Below are 13912 nucleotides of genomic sequence, written 5' to 3'. Positions count from 1 at the left end.
AGTGCTTTGTGGGAGCGGCCTTGTGTCGCGAAAGGGCCGCAAAGCGGCCCCAGGTTCTCGACACAATGGCTGATATTGCTGGGGCTGCTTCGCAGCCCTGTCGCGACACAAGGCCGCTCCCACAAAAGAGAATGCATTTCTGCGAGGCCGTATGGCGTCTTCCCTTTGGATCCTTTCCCATTCGCAAAAACCCCGTGCGTTTCGCTTAAGCTTGAGTACAATCGTCAGCTTTTTCCGGGCCTCCCGTCCCGCCGCTGGAACTCCCAATGCTGACCGGTAGCTACTCCTTTTCGCTGGTGTTGATTTCGCTGTGCGTAGCGATCCTGGCGTCCTATACCGCCCTTGACCTGACAGGCCGCATCGCCATGGCCAAAGGCCGGGCTGCCTGGCTGTGGATGGTGGGGGGCGCGCTGGCCATGGGCATCGGCGTGTGGTCGATGCACTTCATCGGCATGCTCGCTTTCAGCCTGCCCATAGACCTGGGTTACGACCTCGCCCTGACCGCGTTCTCGCTGCTGATTGCCGTGTTGTCCTCGGGCTTTGCCTTGTGGCTGGTCAGCCAACCGAGCCTGCCGGGACTGCAGTTGGGGTTTGGTGCGCTGATCATGGGCGCAGGCATCGCCTGCATGCACTACACCGGTATGGCCGCGCTGCGCATGCTGCCGGGCATCGACTATGACCCGACGCTGTTCGGTGCTTCGCTGCTGATTGCCGTGGGCGCCTCGGCAGCGGCCTTGTGGATCGCCTTCCGCCTGCGCGCGCACACCCCCTATGTGCGGCAGATTCGCGGCCTGGCGGCAGTGGTGATGGGCTTTGCGATCGTCGGCATGCACTACACCGGCATGGCGGCGGCGAACTTCCCCGAGGGCAGTTTCTGCGGTGCACTGGCGGGCGGCGGTTTGCAAGGCGATGGTCTGGTCTACCTGGTGTTGATCACCACCCTGGCCGTACTGGCAGTGGCCTTGCTCACCTCGGTGCTGGACGCCCGCCTCGAGGCGCGCACCGCCGAGCTGGCCCGCTCGCTGACCCTGGCTAACCAGGAACTGACCCAACTGGCCTTGCACGACACGCTCACCGACTTGCCTAACCGCACCCTGCTGGCCGACCGCATCGAGCAGGCCATCGCCAAGGTGGCGGAGCAGGGCGGCTGTTTTGCCTTGATGTTCATCGACCTGGATGGCTTCAAACCGGTCAATGATGCTTTTGGCCATCACATCGGTGACCTGCTGCTCAAGGCCGTGGCGGCGCGCCTGCGCGGTCACCTGCACAGCCAGGACACGCTGGCGCGTATCGGCGGCGACGAATTCGTGCTGCTGGTGGAACTGCGTGAGCCGAACGATGCCATGGATGTGGCAGTCAAGCAGGTCAACCTGGTGTCACGGCCGTTCCGCGTGGCCGAGCATGACCTGCAACTGACGGCGAGCCTGGGCATCGTCCTGTACCCGGGCAATGGCCAGGACCAGCACGAGCTGCTGCGCAATGCCGACGCCGCCATGTACCACGCCAAGAGCGCCGGCAAGAATGGCTACAGCTTCTTCGACGTGTCGATGAACAGCAACGCCCGCCAGCAATTGCAGCTATTGCAGGACCTGCGCCAGGCCCTCGAGCAGCGTCAGTTCCGCCTGCACTACCAGCCCAAGTTCGACGCCCAGGCCTGCCAGCCGATCGGGGCCGAGGCCTTGTTGCGCTGGGAGCACCCGCAGCAGGGCCTGTTGCTGCCTGACCGCTTCATTGGCCTGGCGGAAAAGACCGGCCTGATCATCCCCATTGGCGAGTGGGTGCTCATCGAGGCCTGCCGGCAGATGCGCGAGTGGCTGGACCAGGGGTACCAGGGCTGGCGCATGGCGGTGAACCTGTCGGCCATCCAGTTCTGCCATGCCGGGCTGGTCGAGAGCGTGGCCCGGGCCCTGCAGCAGAGCAACCTGCCGGCCAACTGCCTGACCCTGGAAATTACCGAAACCACTGCCATGCACGACGCCGATGCCAGCCTCACGGTGCTGCAGCAGTTGTCCGACATGGGCGTGGACTTGTCCATCGATGACTTTGGTACTGGCTATTCCAGCCTGATGTACCTCAAGCGCCTGCCAGCCAACGAGCTGAAGATTGACCGCGGCTTCGTGCGTGAGCTGGAGCAGGACAGTGACGATGCGGCGATCGTCTCAGCCATCGTCGCGCTAGGCCAGGCGCTGGGCCTGCGCATCGTTGCCGAAGGGGTGGAGACCGACAAGCAGCAGGACTTCCTGACCCGCCTGGGCTGCGATTCGTTGCAAGGCTACCTGCTGGGCCAGCCGGTGCCAGCCGAGCAGTTCATGGGCAAGTTGCAGGCCATGCGCCAGGAGAGTACGGCAGTGGGCTAGACCGCGTCACGCAGGGTGAAGGCGGGCATGAAGGCATCCATCTCCGCCTCGACGGCCTCGATGATGCGCTCTACATCGGCGGCGGCCATGATCGCCGAGCAGGGGATGCCGGCAATCGCCAGCAGGGTTTCACCGGTGGCGCGGTCAAACAGCCGTGCAACCATGCTGCGTGGCGCATCCATGCTGGCTTCGAAGCCCAGCGGGTGGAAATGCCAGCGCATCACCTGGCAGGCGTTGGGGAACGTCATCTTGTTCATGCCAGCCTCCTTGTCCTACCTGGACGTGGTGAGTGGGTGGCCACATCGATGCGGCCGCCGGGAAACTAACCATAGCACCTGCCACGCGCGATTCTCGGCGGCAAACAAGACAAATGTGTTAATGCATGACAGCGGTCACATCCTTGTCACGGAAGCTGTCCGGCGGGGGCTGCCAGGCAAACGTTTTCCTTGCACGATTGCAGCGGCTACCGGGGAGGTAGCTAGATTTTCTGGTGAGGCTGTCGTTCAGTATTTTCCGACGAGCGGCGCGGCGGTCATTGGGTATTTCCCTTAATCAACGCCTGCGAATATGAGTGCGTTGTTCTCCCAATTGGTTCGGTGATTGAGTGTCAGCTCTCGGTGCTCGCGGAGTTGGAGGTTCAAGTGTCAGGTGCAGGGTGTTGACCCTCATGGAGAGCTCTGTTGGCACCGCAGCAGCAGCGGTTATTACTTCGCGGCCTGCTTCAAAAATCGGGGTTAGCTGCCTGCCCGCATCACGCAAAGTGTCCGCGACAACTTCATCAACCATTCGAATTAGCGCTTCGGTAGCGCGATTGAAATGACGTGAAGCCGTCACCGTCGTTCGAGCAACGGCACGAAGCAGGTAACGGAATATCGGAAATTGACCGCTTGGATCATGCCTGTTGATGGGGTCTCCCAGGCAGTAGCTGTAAGGATTCGCTCCCCCTTTGTCAAAAGGAGACAGCATGTCAGGAGATGTAAAGCGGAAAATTTCGGGTTTATAAACCCGTCGTCCATTGCCCAATGGATATCCGCCAGACGTCTCATCGAAGTGTTGACCGACGAACGCTGCCATGAGCAGGGCAGTCCCTATGCGGCCTCCTCCAAAGGGAGGGTATTGATAGGCTGACGGTGCTGCGGAGCTCCCTATGACCGATTCTGCCGAATCCAAATGAAAGAGCTGTACCTTCCTGTTGCTTGATTGCTGCCCGATCGCGACTGCCTGAGCCATTACTAGTCGTTCAGCCCTCGACCCAATCAAACTACACAGACGGTTTGATTGATAGAAATGTCTGGTAGGGCTTGGTGGTTTCTCAAGAGCCGTCATGTTATCGACCTGTGGAGGTTGGTGGGCTTTTGATTTTTTCTATTGGTTAACCTGGCGTCTACTGGCAAAACTGGCAGGTCATCAACCTGATAGCCCAGCTGCGATGTTGATGGTGAATCCTAGAATCGCGGTATTGAAAACAAACCCCACCAGCGAATGCGCCAGCACTACCCGTCGCAGCCCCCGCCCGGCAACGCCCACGTCGGAGGTTTGTACCGCCACGCTGATGGTGAACGAGAAGTAGTGGAAGTCCCAGTAATCGGGGTTGCGTTCGCCATCGACGAAGCGCAGCGGCGGTTCGTGGTTTTGTCCGGTGTAGAACAGCCGTGCGTAGTGCAGGCTGAAGATGCAGCCGATCAGCAGCCAGGAGCCGGCTACGGTCAGGCCAGTGTAGAGGTAGTGCAAGGCCAGGGCGCTGCCTTGCAGGCCTCGGCTGGACACCAGTTGCAGGGTGACGGCGGCAAGGCTGGCGATGGCGGCGATACACACGGTGAGCAGGACCAGGCCGGCGTTTTCGTCTTCGACGCGGGCGACCTTGCGCACCTTCTCTGCGCTGGCGCTCCAGCTCAGGTAGAGCACCAGCAGCAGGTACAGCCACACGCCCAGGTTCCAGCCGGCGAGGATGTGCTGCACGCTGTCGCTGGCGGGGATCAGCCAGCCGCCGAGCAGGCCGACCACGGTGGCGATGCTCAGGCGCGGGTGGGTGCGGGTCAGGCGGTGAAAAGCCATGGGGCCTCGTTGTCGGGTGTATGGGTACCACTCTAGACGGTCATTACAGAGATGAGGGACATGCGCGGGTCCATTGTGGGAGCGGGCGAGCCCGCGAAGCAGGCACCGCGTTGGATTCTTCGCGGCTAAAGCCGCCCCACAGGGTGTGCGGTGCGCTCACTGATTCTTTGCTGCCGCCCATCGCGCGCTCTTGCAACTCTCAGTACACTGCACGCTCCAACACCAACATTCGTTGAACTCGAGGTTTCTGCATGACGCTCAGTCCTTTGGCAGGCAAGCCGGCTCCGGCCAGCGTGCTGGTCGATATTCCCCGACTGCTCACCGCCTACTACACCGGCCGCCCCGACGCTGCCGTGGCGGCCCAGCGCGTGGCCTTCGGCACCTCGGGGCACCGGGGCACTTCGCTTGAATTGAGTTTCAACGAGTACCACGTCCTGGCCATTACCCAGGCCATCTGCCTGTATCGCCAGGAGAAGGGCATCGATGGCCCGCTGTTCATCGGCGCCGATACCCACGCGCTGTCGGCACCGGCCACCGCCAGCGCCCTGGAAGTACTGGCGGCCAATGGCGTGCAGGTGATGCTGTCCAAGGATGACGAATACACGCCGACGCCGGCCGTATCCCACGCCATCCTCTGCCATAACCGTGGCCGCCAGCAGGGCCTGGCCGACGGCATCGTCATCACCCCGTCGCACAACCCGCCGCAGAGTGGTGGCTTCAAGTACAACCCGCCCAATGGCGGCCCGGCCGACAGCGACGTGACCAAGTGGATCGAGGCCAAGGCCAACGAACTGCTGGCCGCTGACCTGGCGGGCGTCAAGCGCATGGACCATGCCCAGGCGCTGCGGGCATCCACCACCCAGCGCCACGACTACGTGAGCAACTACGTGGCCGACCTGGAAAACGTCATCGACTTCGACGTCATCCGCGGCGCCAAGCTGCGCCTGGGTGTCGACCCGCTGGGCGGGGCAGGGGTGCGCTACTGGTCGGCGATCGCCGAGCATTACCAGCTGGACCTGGAAGTGGTGAACACCGAGGTTGACCCGACCTTCCGCTTCATGACCGTCGACTGGGACGGCCAGATCCGCATGGACCCGTCCTCGCCATACGCCATGCAGGGCCTGATCGGCTTGCGCGAACGCTTCGACGTGGCCTTCGCCTGCGACCCGGACCACGACCGCCATGGCATCGTCACCCCGGATGGCCTGCTGCAGCCGAACAACTACCTGGCCGTGGCCATCGACTACCTGTATCGCCACCGCCCGCAATGGCGCAGCGATGCCGCCGTCGGCAAGACGGTGGTGTCCAGCGGCCTGATCGACCGCGTCACTCAGCGCTTGGGCCGCGAGCTCTACGAAGTGCCGGTGGGCTTCAAGTTCTTCGCCCAGGGCCTGTTCGACGGCTCGCTGGGCTTTGGTGGCGAGGAAAGTGCGGGGGCTTCGTTCCTGCGCCGTGATGGCTCGGTCTGGGCTACCGACAAGGACGGGCTGATCCCGGCCTTGCTGGCCGCCGAAATGACCGCCCGCACCGGGCGCAACCCGAGCCAGGCCTACGCCGACCTGACCGAGGCGCTGGGCAAGCCGTTCGCCACCCGTGTCGAAGCCAAGGCCGATGCCCGGCAGAAGGCTTTGCTGAGCAAGCTGGCGCCGGAGCAGGTGAAGTCGACCGAGCTGGCGGGTGAGCCGATCGTGCAGATCCTCAGCCATGCACCGGGCAACGGCCAGGCGATTGGCGGGCTGAAGGTGATGACCGCCAATGGCTGGTTCGCCGCGCGCCCGTCGGGCACCGAGGACATCTACAAGATCTACGCCGAAAGCTTCATCGACGAGGCGCACCTGCAGCGCCTGGTGCAGGAAGCACAGGTGCTGGTGGATGCGGCGATTGCCTGACAGGTAACAAGCCGCTTGGTTCTGCGGCATGGTGTAAATTGGAAATAGTCCTATTTACACCGCCGCAGGGCTTTCCCCATGATCGACGCCGCAACTGTATTGGCCTCAAGGGCTGTGCTATCCCTGTGGGAGCTGGCTTGCCGGCGATGAGGCCTGACAGGTTACACAAGACTGTTGCTCCCCCAGGAATCGCGTCTGCCCCAAAGGCCTCAGCCTACAATCGCCCGCCCAAGCTTCTGCGCCTGGCCCAGCAGCACCCGCATCAAATGCATCGCTGCATGTGACGGCGGCTCGAACCGTGAATAGACAAAGCTGATATCGAAGTGAATCTCGTCGGCCAGTGGTACCACCGCGAGCCCGCTGTCCTGCGCGACGAACTCGTCGATCACGCTGATGCCCATGCCTTGCTTGACCAAGGCAACTGCCTCGTTGGCATTGGTAAACGACAACAGTGATTTCAGCTGCACCCCGCAGCGCCCGATATGCTCGGCCAGCAGTTTGCCAAACGGCATGTCGGGCCGGAACAGCAGCAAGGCATGGCCCTCCAGCTGTTGCAAGGTCAGTTCGGGTTGCCCGGCCAGAGGGTGGCCGGGTGGCATCACCACCACCATGCGCCCACGCATGAACGCCTGCGAATGCAGGTGGTCATGCACCACCGGCAGGGCGGCAATAGACAGGTCGACCTTCTTCGACAGGATCTGGTTGGGCATTTCGCCCATTAGCGAGGTCTGCCATTCGATGTTCAGCGACGGTGACTCACGCTTGAGCTGGGCCAGGGCGATCGGGATGACTACCGTGGACAACGACGCGCTGCACGAGATGCGCAGCTTGCGCTGGCCGCCGGCGGCCAGTGCCACGGCGCACTCGTTGACCTCCAGCGCTGCCTGGTACACTCGCTCGACTTCGCGGAACAGCACCTGCGCTTCTGCCGTCGGCACCAGGCGGTTGTTGATGCGCTCGAACAGCGGGTAGGCCAGGCGCCCTTCGATGTACTGGATCAGCTTGCTCACCGCCGGCTGCGACACATACAGCAGCTTGGCCGCCGCGCTGATCGAACCGGTCAGCATCACTGCCCGGAACACTTCCATGTGCCGCAGTTTGAACACCATCGGGCTGGCGTCCGTGCCTTCGTTGCCAGGCAACATGTGTATTACCTTAGGTTATGGTCTGCGCCATCTGGGTATGAGCGCCACCTTTGCACTACGCAGTACTCTGAGCCCAGCCTGATCGCCCTTGTGGCTTACGATAACAACATCTGCCGGGGAGTGCTGCGTGAGCATCTTTGATGAAGCGAAGATTGATTGCCATAACCATCTGTTTGACCCTGCGCGTTTCCCTTACCACCCCGATGCTCCCTATGCACCTTCCGGTCAGGAGGTTGCCACCCAGGAACAGTTCAGCCGTGTGATGGACGCCTACGGTGTACAGCACGCCTTGCTGGTGGGGGCCAACAGCGGCTACCACACTGACAATCGCTGCCTGCTGCATGCGCTGGCCAGCGGGCAGGGGCGGTTCAAGGGCATAGCAGTGGTCGAGCCGGATATCGGCCTCGACGCGCTGGCCGCACTGCAGGCGCAAGGGGTAGTCGGTATCGCCTTCAACCCCGCGCTGTACGGGGTCGCCAGCCTCAAGGGCGTTGAAGGGCTGTTCGGCAAGCTCGCCGAACTCGATCTGTTCGCGCAGGTCCAGGTGTGCAAAGACCAGTTGCCGGACCTGCGTGGCCTGCTGCAGGGCTCACGTGCGCGCCTGCTGATCGACCATTGCGGCCGGCCAGATGTGGCGGCTGGTGTGCAGCAGCATGGTTTCCGCGCCCTGCTGCGGCTGGCCGATAGTGGCCGGGCCTGGGTGAAGCTGTCGGGTATGCAGAAGTTCGCCGCGGCCGATGCATTGCTGGAGCAAAGCCGTGCCTACGTGCACGCGCTGCTCGAAGCCTTTGGTGCGCAGGGTTGTGTATGGGGTTCGGACTGGCCGTTCATTCGCCAGCGCTCACGAGTGGACTACGGTCCGCTGCTGAAATTGGCGGAACGCTTGATGCCGGACGCCCGGCTGCGTCGCAGTGTGATGTGGGACACCCCACGACGGCTGTTCGGCTTTACCACGGGCGGCGTGAGCTGAAGTTGTTTTGCATTTATCGCCAGGTCTTGCGCTGACTCTTTCAGGAGCGGCCTTGTGTCGCGATGGGCTGCGCTGCCCATCGCGACACAAGGCCGCTTCTGCAATTGACCGCATAAAAAGCCGATCAGACCGAATCAGGCACCACCGCGATCACGTCGATCTCCATCAGCCATTCGGCCTGGGCCAACCCGGCCACCACCAGCCCGGTGGAAATCGGGAACACCCCCTTGAGCCACTTGCCCACCTCCTTGTACACCGGCTCGCGGAAGCGCGGGTCGGTGATGTAGGTGGTGGTCTTGACGATGTGCGACAGGTCCGAGCCGGCTTCTTCGAGTAGTTGCTTGACGTTCTTCATCGCCTGCTCGGCCTGCGCCCGTGGGTCACCCAGGCCCACCAGGTTGCCTTCGAAGTCGGTGCCGACCTGGCCGCGCACGTAGATAGTGTTGCCGGCGCGCACCGCCTGGCACAGGTCGTTGTCCAGGGTCTGGTTGGGGTAGGTGGCCTTGGTGTTGAACATGCGGATGCGGGTATGGGTAGGCATCAGTGGGCTCCGAGGGTGCTGACGTTGCTGATCTTGGGCTGTTGCTGCTCATCCGCTGCGCGTTGTTCGCGGTCGCGGTAGGCGGCATAGGTGCGTTGCGTGGCGATGTGGCCGGCGACGTGCTTGGCGTCGTGCCACACGCCCCAGATGAACGACGAGCCGCGGCGCGACAGCCACGGCAGGCCAAGGAAGTACACGCCCGGCTCGCGGGCCACGCCGCGTTGGTGCTGGGGCTTGCCGTTGGCGTCGAAGGTGTCTACTTGCAGCCAGCTGAAGTCGACGCCGTAACCGGTGGCCCAGATGATGCTGGTGACACCGGCCTTGGCCAGGTCCAGCTGCTGCAGCGGGTTGCGCATGCACTCCGGGTCTGCCAGGCGTTTGCGGGCTTCGGGCTCTTCCGGCAGGTCCAGGCCATTGCGTTCGATGTAGGCATCGGCGGCATCGAGCAGGGCCAGGTAGTTGTCGTCGCCGCGGTTGATGTTTTCGACCAGGTTGTCCTGGAAGCGCGCCACGCCGTTGTCGAACGACTGGGTCAGGCCGACCAGGGTCATGCCCTGGTGGGCGAGGGCGCGGAAGTCCACGGTGTGGCCGCCACGGGCGCCACTGACGGCAATGGTCACGTGCTCGCGGCCAGGCTTGGCGATTTCCGCATCCCACTCACCCAGCACGCCCAGCCACCAGCAGAAGTCGCGGTTGCGGTAAGCGCGTGGCGGGCGATCGTGGGCGCCGACCGAGAGGTACACCTGGCGCCCGGCACGCATCAGTTCTTCGGCGATCTGTACGCCGGAGGAACCGGCGCCTACCACCAGCACAGCGCCTTCGGGCAGTTGCTCGGGGTTGTAATAGGCGGCGGAGTGGATCTGGTGCAGGTTGCTGTCTTTCGGCGCGATGGCCGGGATCACCGGCTTCTGGAACGGCCCGGTGGCGGCGACCACGCGGTTGGCGCGAATCACGCCTTCATTGGTTTCGATGGTAAAACCGGGGCGGTCGCTGTTGCGCAGCACTTTCTTCACTTCGATGCCGGTGCGTACGGGCAGATTGTACTTGCGTACGTACTGCTCGAAGTAGTCGGCCACCTGATCCTTGCCGGCGAAGGCATCGGCGTCGAGGTTGAATTCCAGCCCCGGGAAGCGGTCGTGCCAGGCCGGGCCGTTGGCTACCAGCGAGTCCCAGCGGCCAGTGCGCCAGGCCTCGGCGATACGCTTGCGCTCCAGCACCAGGTGCGGCACGCCAAGCTTGCTCAGGTGTTCGCTCATGGCCACGCCGGCCTGGCCGGCGCCGACGACGAGGGTGTCGATTTCGAGGTTGTTCAGTGTCATGTCCGAGCCCTTGTTCAGGCGGTTTTTGTCAGGTCGGTTTGGAGGACCGCCGTTGCCTGGGGCCAGACTAGGGATGCTGTGGAAATGGCGAAAATAGTATTTAGCTGGGGCTTGCCGATAAAACGGCGAAGGCCTTGAATCCTGCCGCCTGCAGCGGTTCCAGGGGCGGTTTTGCCGGCGCTTTTTTCAAGCGCTTCGTGGTCATAGTTTTTTCCTCGGCAAACCCTCGGAAAAAGGTCGTTTCGCCTGCCGGAAGGTTCCACCCAGAATGCCGTACATCGCACAGCACAACAGGAACCATGACATGACTTTTTCCATCATTGGTCGTTGCCAGGAAACCGGCCAGGTCGGTATTGCCATCAGCTCTTCGAGCATCGCCGTGGGCGCCCGCTGCCCGTGGGTACGTGCCGGTGTGGGCGCGGTCGCCACCCAGAACATCACCTTGCCGGCGCTGGGCCCGCAGATTCTCGATGCCCTGGAACAGGGGCAGTTGCCACCTGCCGCAGCGCTGGACCGGGTGCTGAGCGCCAATGGCTGGAGCGAGTACCGCCAGGTCACGGTGATCGACAGCCATGGCCAGGTGGCGCTGTTCACCGGTAAGGAAGCCCTGGGCACGCACCACGCCGTGGTCGGTGAGCAATGCGCGGCGGCAGGCAACCTGTTGGCCTCGACCCAGGTGATCGAGGCAATGGTACAGGCCTTTGAACAAGCCGGCGGGCATCTGGCCGACCGCCTGCTGGCCGCCATGCACGCGGCGATGGCCGCAGGCGGCGAGGCCGGGCCGGTGCACTCGGCGGCGTTGAAGATCGCCGGCGAGCTGACCTGGCCGCTGGTGGACCTGCGCGTGGACTGGGCCGAGACGGACCCGATCGCTGCACTCGATGGCCTGTGGCAGGCGTACCGGCCGCAGATGCAGGATTACGTCACCCGTGCCCTCAACCCGACTGCCGCGCCAAGCTACGGGGTGCCGGGCGATGAATGAATTTGCCAGCCGCGCGCTGCTGGCCCGGCTGATCGGCTTTGCCACGGTCAGCCGGGATTCCAACCTTGAACTGATTGCCTTCATCCGCGACTACCTGGCCGGGTTGGGCGTGCAGAGCGAGTTGTTCCATAACCCGGAGGGTACCAAGGCCAACCTGTTCGCCACCATCGGCCCCAGGGACGTTGGCGGCGTGGTGCTGTCCGGGCATACCGATGTGGTGCCGGTGGACGGCCAGGCCTGGACGGTCGAGCCGTTTGCCCTGAGTGAACGCGACGGGCGCCTGTATGGCCGTGGCACGGCTGACATGAAGGGCTTCATCGCTTCGGTACTGGCGGCTGTGCCCGCGTTCCTTGCCCAACCGTTGCGCCTGCCGGTGCACCTGGCGTTCTCCTATGACGAAGAAGTCGGCTGCCTGGGTGTGCGCTCGATGCTGGCCGCGCTCGAGCAGCGTCCGCACAAGCCGCGGCTGTGCCTGATTGGCGAGCCCACCGAGCTCAAGCCGGTGCTGGGGCACAAAGGCAAGCTGGCGATGCGCTGCCAGGTGCAGGGTGCGGCGTGCCACTCGGCGTATGCGCCCTATGGGGTGAATGCCATCGAGTATGCGGCGAAGCTGATCGGCAAGCTGGGTGAGATCGGCGATGCCCTGGCATTGCCGGCGCATCACGACGAACGCTTCGACCCACCGTTCTCCACTGTGCAGACCGGTGTGATCAAAGGGGGCAGGGCACTGAACATCGTGCCGGCGGAATGCGAGTTCGATTTCGAAGTGCGGGCCTTGCCGGGGTTCGAGGCGCAGGCAGTGGCCGACCAGCTGCAGACCTATGCCGAGGCTGAATTGCTGCCGCGTATGCGCAGGGTCAATGCGACCAGCGCCATTCGCCTGCAGCCGTTGAGTGCGTATCCGGGGCTGGCCACGCCGGCGGATAGTGAGGCGGCTCGCCTGGTGGCGTTGCTCAGTGGCTCGGATCAGTTCGGTACGGTGGCGTTTGGTACCGAAGGCGGGTTGTTCGACCAGGCAGGGATCCCGACTGTTGTGTGTGGGCCAGGGAGCATGGACCAGGGGCACAAGCCGGATGAGTTCGTCAGTGTCGAGCAGTTGCGGGGGTGTGATGCCATGTTGCTGAGGCTGGTGGACTACCTCAGGCAGGGTTGATTGCGCTGGCCTCTTCGCGGGTAAACCCGCTCCCACAGGATCTCGTCAGTCTCAAGGCCTGTGCAGTACCTGTGGGAGCGGGTTCACCCGCGAATGGGCCGCAGCGCGGCCCCGGGTATTCAGAAGGTAGCCTTGACCTGCAGGCCAACCACCAGCGCGTTGTCGATGTCCTTCCCGGAGAACGCGCCCGGTTCGATGATGTACTGCACATCCGGGCGCAGGTTCAGCCACGGCGTGGCCTGGTAGCCATAGCTCAGCTCGACCAACTGCTCGGCGCTGTCGATGTCGGGGAACGACTGCCCGGCATTGAGCGCGGCATCTTCCAGCACGTCGCGGCTACGCGGGTTGGGCACGGCACGGCCATAGCCCAGCGCCACGGTATCCTTCGGGCGGCTTGCGAACGGCTTGTACAGCACCACGCCGGCGCCATACCACTTGGTGAACGGTGAGGCAGCCTTGCTCGACGCCGAGTACTGGCCGAAGGCATGCAGGCTGCGGCCCGGCGAGCCCTGGTCGTTCCACACGGCCTGGTCGACCAGCAGGTAGTGGCCGCCACGGCCGGACACTTCCTCGTCGCTGCCGATGCGCTTCACGTCGGAGCTGTCGTAGTAATAGCCCAGTTTGTACTCGCCAGGCAGCTCGCCCTGCAGCTTGTACACCAGCTCTACCGGTACCACGGTGCCGGTGGTGTGCTTGGGGCCCAGGTGCCAGGCGCGGCTGGAGTTGCCGTTGCTTTCCGGGTCGACGTTGAACGCTGCCACACGCAGCTGCCAGGACGGCGACAGGTCGTACTTCACCCGCACGCCCAGGTGGGCATTGGGGTAGTTGGTCCAGCCACTGCCGCCAGACATGTTCAGCGGGTGGCCGCAGAAGCCGGCGTTCATGAAGTTGCACAGGATGCCGCTGTCCAGGCCACCGAGGTCGTTGCCCATGGCCATGTAGCCGAGCTTGACGTTGAGCGCCGGGGTGAACAGGGTACGCTCGTAGCTCAGTTCGGTCAGGCGGGTGTACAGGCCGCCGAAGTTTTCCTGGATCGGCAGGCGGTTGCCCACCAGGTCTTCCGAGGCGCTATTGCCGCGGCGGTCGTTGATGGTCAGCTGGACCTTGCCGCCGTTGTCCAGGCCATACAGTTTCGACAGGTCGAACTGCACGCCCAGTTTCAGGTTTTGCGAGTAGCGCGCCGAACGGTGCAGGCCGCCATGGGCGTTGTAGGCGGTTTCGCCGCTGTAGTCGCCGGTGAACCTGACGCCGTCTTCTTCCAGCTGGTGACGCAGGCCGCCCCAGTCACCGGTCAGGGTGCTGCGGGTCATCAGGTCGCCGTCGGCCAGGGCAGAAGTGCTGGCCAGGGCCAGGAGCAGGGTGGGTGTGATGCGAATTGCGGATGGCATTGCTGAATCTCGGGTTGTCTTCTTGGGCCTCTTCGCGGGTGAACCCGCTCCCACAGGGACTGCACCATCAGTAAGGGCAGTGCTTATCCTGTGGGAGGGTTTACCCGCGAAGA

12 protein-coding genes are annotated in these 13912 nt (G+C 63.5%); 5 read left to right on the top strand and 7 right to left on the bottom strand.

Annotation, left to right across the window (positions count from 1 at the left end; all coding sequences use genetic code 11):
• Positions 1-266: 266 nt before the first annotated feature.
• Positions 267-2357 carry a bifunctional diguanylate cyclase/phosphodiesterase gene (locus ACIQYU_RS13420; RefSeq protein ID WP_207837725.1) on the top strand — a complete coding sequence of 697 codons (2091 nt, stop codon included), beginning with the start codon at positions 267-269 and terminating at the stop codon, positions 2355-2357.
• Here ACIQYU_RS13420 and ACIQYU_RS13415 read toward each other — a convergent pair.
• The 3 genes from ACIQYU_RS13415 to ACIQYU_RS13405 all read right to left on the bottom strand — a co-directional run bounded on the left by ACIQYU_RS13415 (position 2354) and on the right by ACIQYU_RS13405 (position 4412).
• Positions 2354-2614: a DUF1652 domain-containing protein gene (locus tag ACIQYU_RS13415; protein ID WP_207837727.1), complete on the bottom strand. Its 261-nt coding sequence runs from the start codon at positions 2612-2614 to the stop codon at positions 2354-2356. The genes ACIQYU_RS13420 and ACIQYU_RS13415 overlap by 4 nt on opposite strands.
• A gap of 295 nt (positions 2615-2909) precedes the next feature.
• Positions 2910-3587 carry an RHS repeat-associated core domain-containing protein gene (locus ACIQYU_RS13410; protein WP_402800280.1) on the bottom strand — a complete coding sequence of 226 codons (678 nt, stop codon included), beginning with the start codon at positions 3585-3587 and terminating at the stop codon, positions 2910-2912.
• Positions 3588-3764: 177 nt separating this feature from the next.
• Positions 3765-4412: a DUF1345 domain-containing protein gene (locus tag ACIQYU_RS13405; protein WP_233694441.1), complete on the bottom strand. Its 648-nt coding sequence runs from the start codon at positions 4410-4412 to the stop codon at positions 3765-3767.
• Positions 4413-4663: 251 nt separating this feature from the next.
• Between ACIQYU_RS13405 and pgm the strand changes: the two genes are divergently transcribed.
• Positions 4664-6301 (top strand): phosphoglucomutase (alpha-D-glucose-1,6-bisphosphate-dependent), encoded by a 1638-nt coding sequence (pgm, locus tag ACIQYU_RS13400; protein WP_207837735.1) that lies wholly within the window; start codon positions 4664-4666, stop codon positions 6299-6301.
• Positions 6302-6510: 209 nt separating this feature from the next.
• Here the strand turns inward: pgm and ACIQYU_RS13395 are convergent, their stop codons facing one another.
• Positions 6511-7446, bottom strand: a complete 936-nt coding sequence (locus tag ACIQYU_RS13395) for a LysR family transcriptional regulator (protein ID WP_207837738.1) — start codon at positions 7444-7446, stop codon at positions 6511-6513.
• 127 nt (positions 7447-7573) lie between these two features.
• Between ACIQYU_RS13395 and ACIQYU_RS13390 the strand changes: the two genes are divergently transcribed.
• Positions 7574-8416 (top strand): amidohydrolase family protein, encoded by an 843-nt coding sequence (locus ACIQYU_RS13390; RefSeq protein WP_207837743.1) that lies wholly within the window; start codon positions 7574-7576, stop codon positions 8414-8416.
• Between the two features lie 124 nt (positions 8417-8540).
• Here ACIQYU_RS13390 and ACIQYU_RS13385 read toward each other — a convergent pair whose 3' ends face one another.
• Positions 8541-8957, bottom strand: a complete 417-nt coding sequence (locus tag ACIQYU_RS13385) for a RidA family protein (protein WP_015270679.1) — start codon at positions 8955-8957, stop codon at positions 8541-8543.
• Complete coding sequence (locus ACIQYU_RS13380; RefSeq protein WP_207837744.1) at positions 8957-10276, bottom strand: NAD(P)/FAD-dependent oxidoreductase; 1320 nt, start codon at positions 10274-10276, stop codon at positions 8957-8959. Before ACIQYU_RS13380 ends, ACIQYU_RS13385 begins: the two co-directional genes overlap by 1 nt.
• Before the next feature lie 304 nt (positions 10277-10580).
• On the opposite strand from ACIQYU_RS13380, the gene ACIQYU_RS13375 reads away from it, so the two are divergent.
• Together ACIQYU_RS13375 and argE are read left to right on the top strand one after the other, a co-directional pair.
• Complete coding sequence (locus ACIQYU_RS13375; protein ID WP_207837746.1) at positions 10581-11258, top strand: DUF1028 domain-containing protein; 678 nt, start codon at positions 10581-10583, stop codon at positions 11256-11258.
• Entirely contained in the window at positions 11251-12411 is a 1161-nt protein-coding gene (argE, locus tag ACIQYU_RS13370) for an acetylornithine deacetylase (protein WP_207837748.1), read from the top strand. The genes ACIQYU_RS13375 and argE overlap by 8 nt, the downstream gene beginning before the upstream one ends.
• Positions 12412-12530: 119 nt before the next feature.
• Here the strand turns inward: argE and ACIQYU_RS13365 are convergent, their stop codons facing one another.
• Entirely contained in the window at positions 12531-13799 is a 1269-nt protein-coding gene (locus ACIQYU_RS13365; RefSeq protein WP_402800269.1) for a carbohydrate porin, read from the bottom strand.
• Positions 13800-13912: the final 113 nt, after the last annotated feature.

The sequence above is a fragment of the Pseudomonas sp. NPDC096925 genome (assembly GCF_044762545.1).
GTDB lineage: Bacteria > Pseudomonadota > Gammaproteobacteria > Pseudomonadales > Pseudomonadaceae > Aquipseudomonas.
The sequence above is the reverse complement of the archived record's forward strand: the minus strand, read 5'-3'. Positions and strand labels throughout refer to the sequence as shown.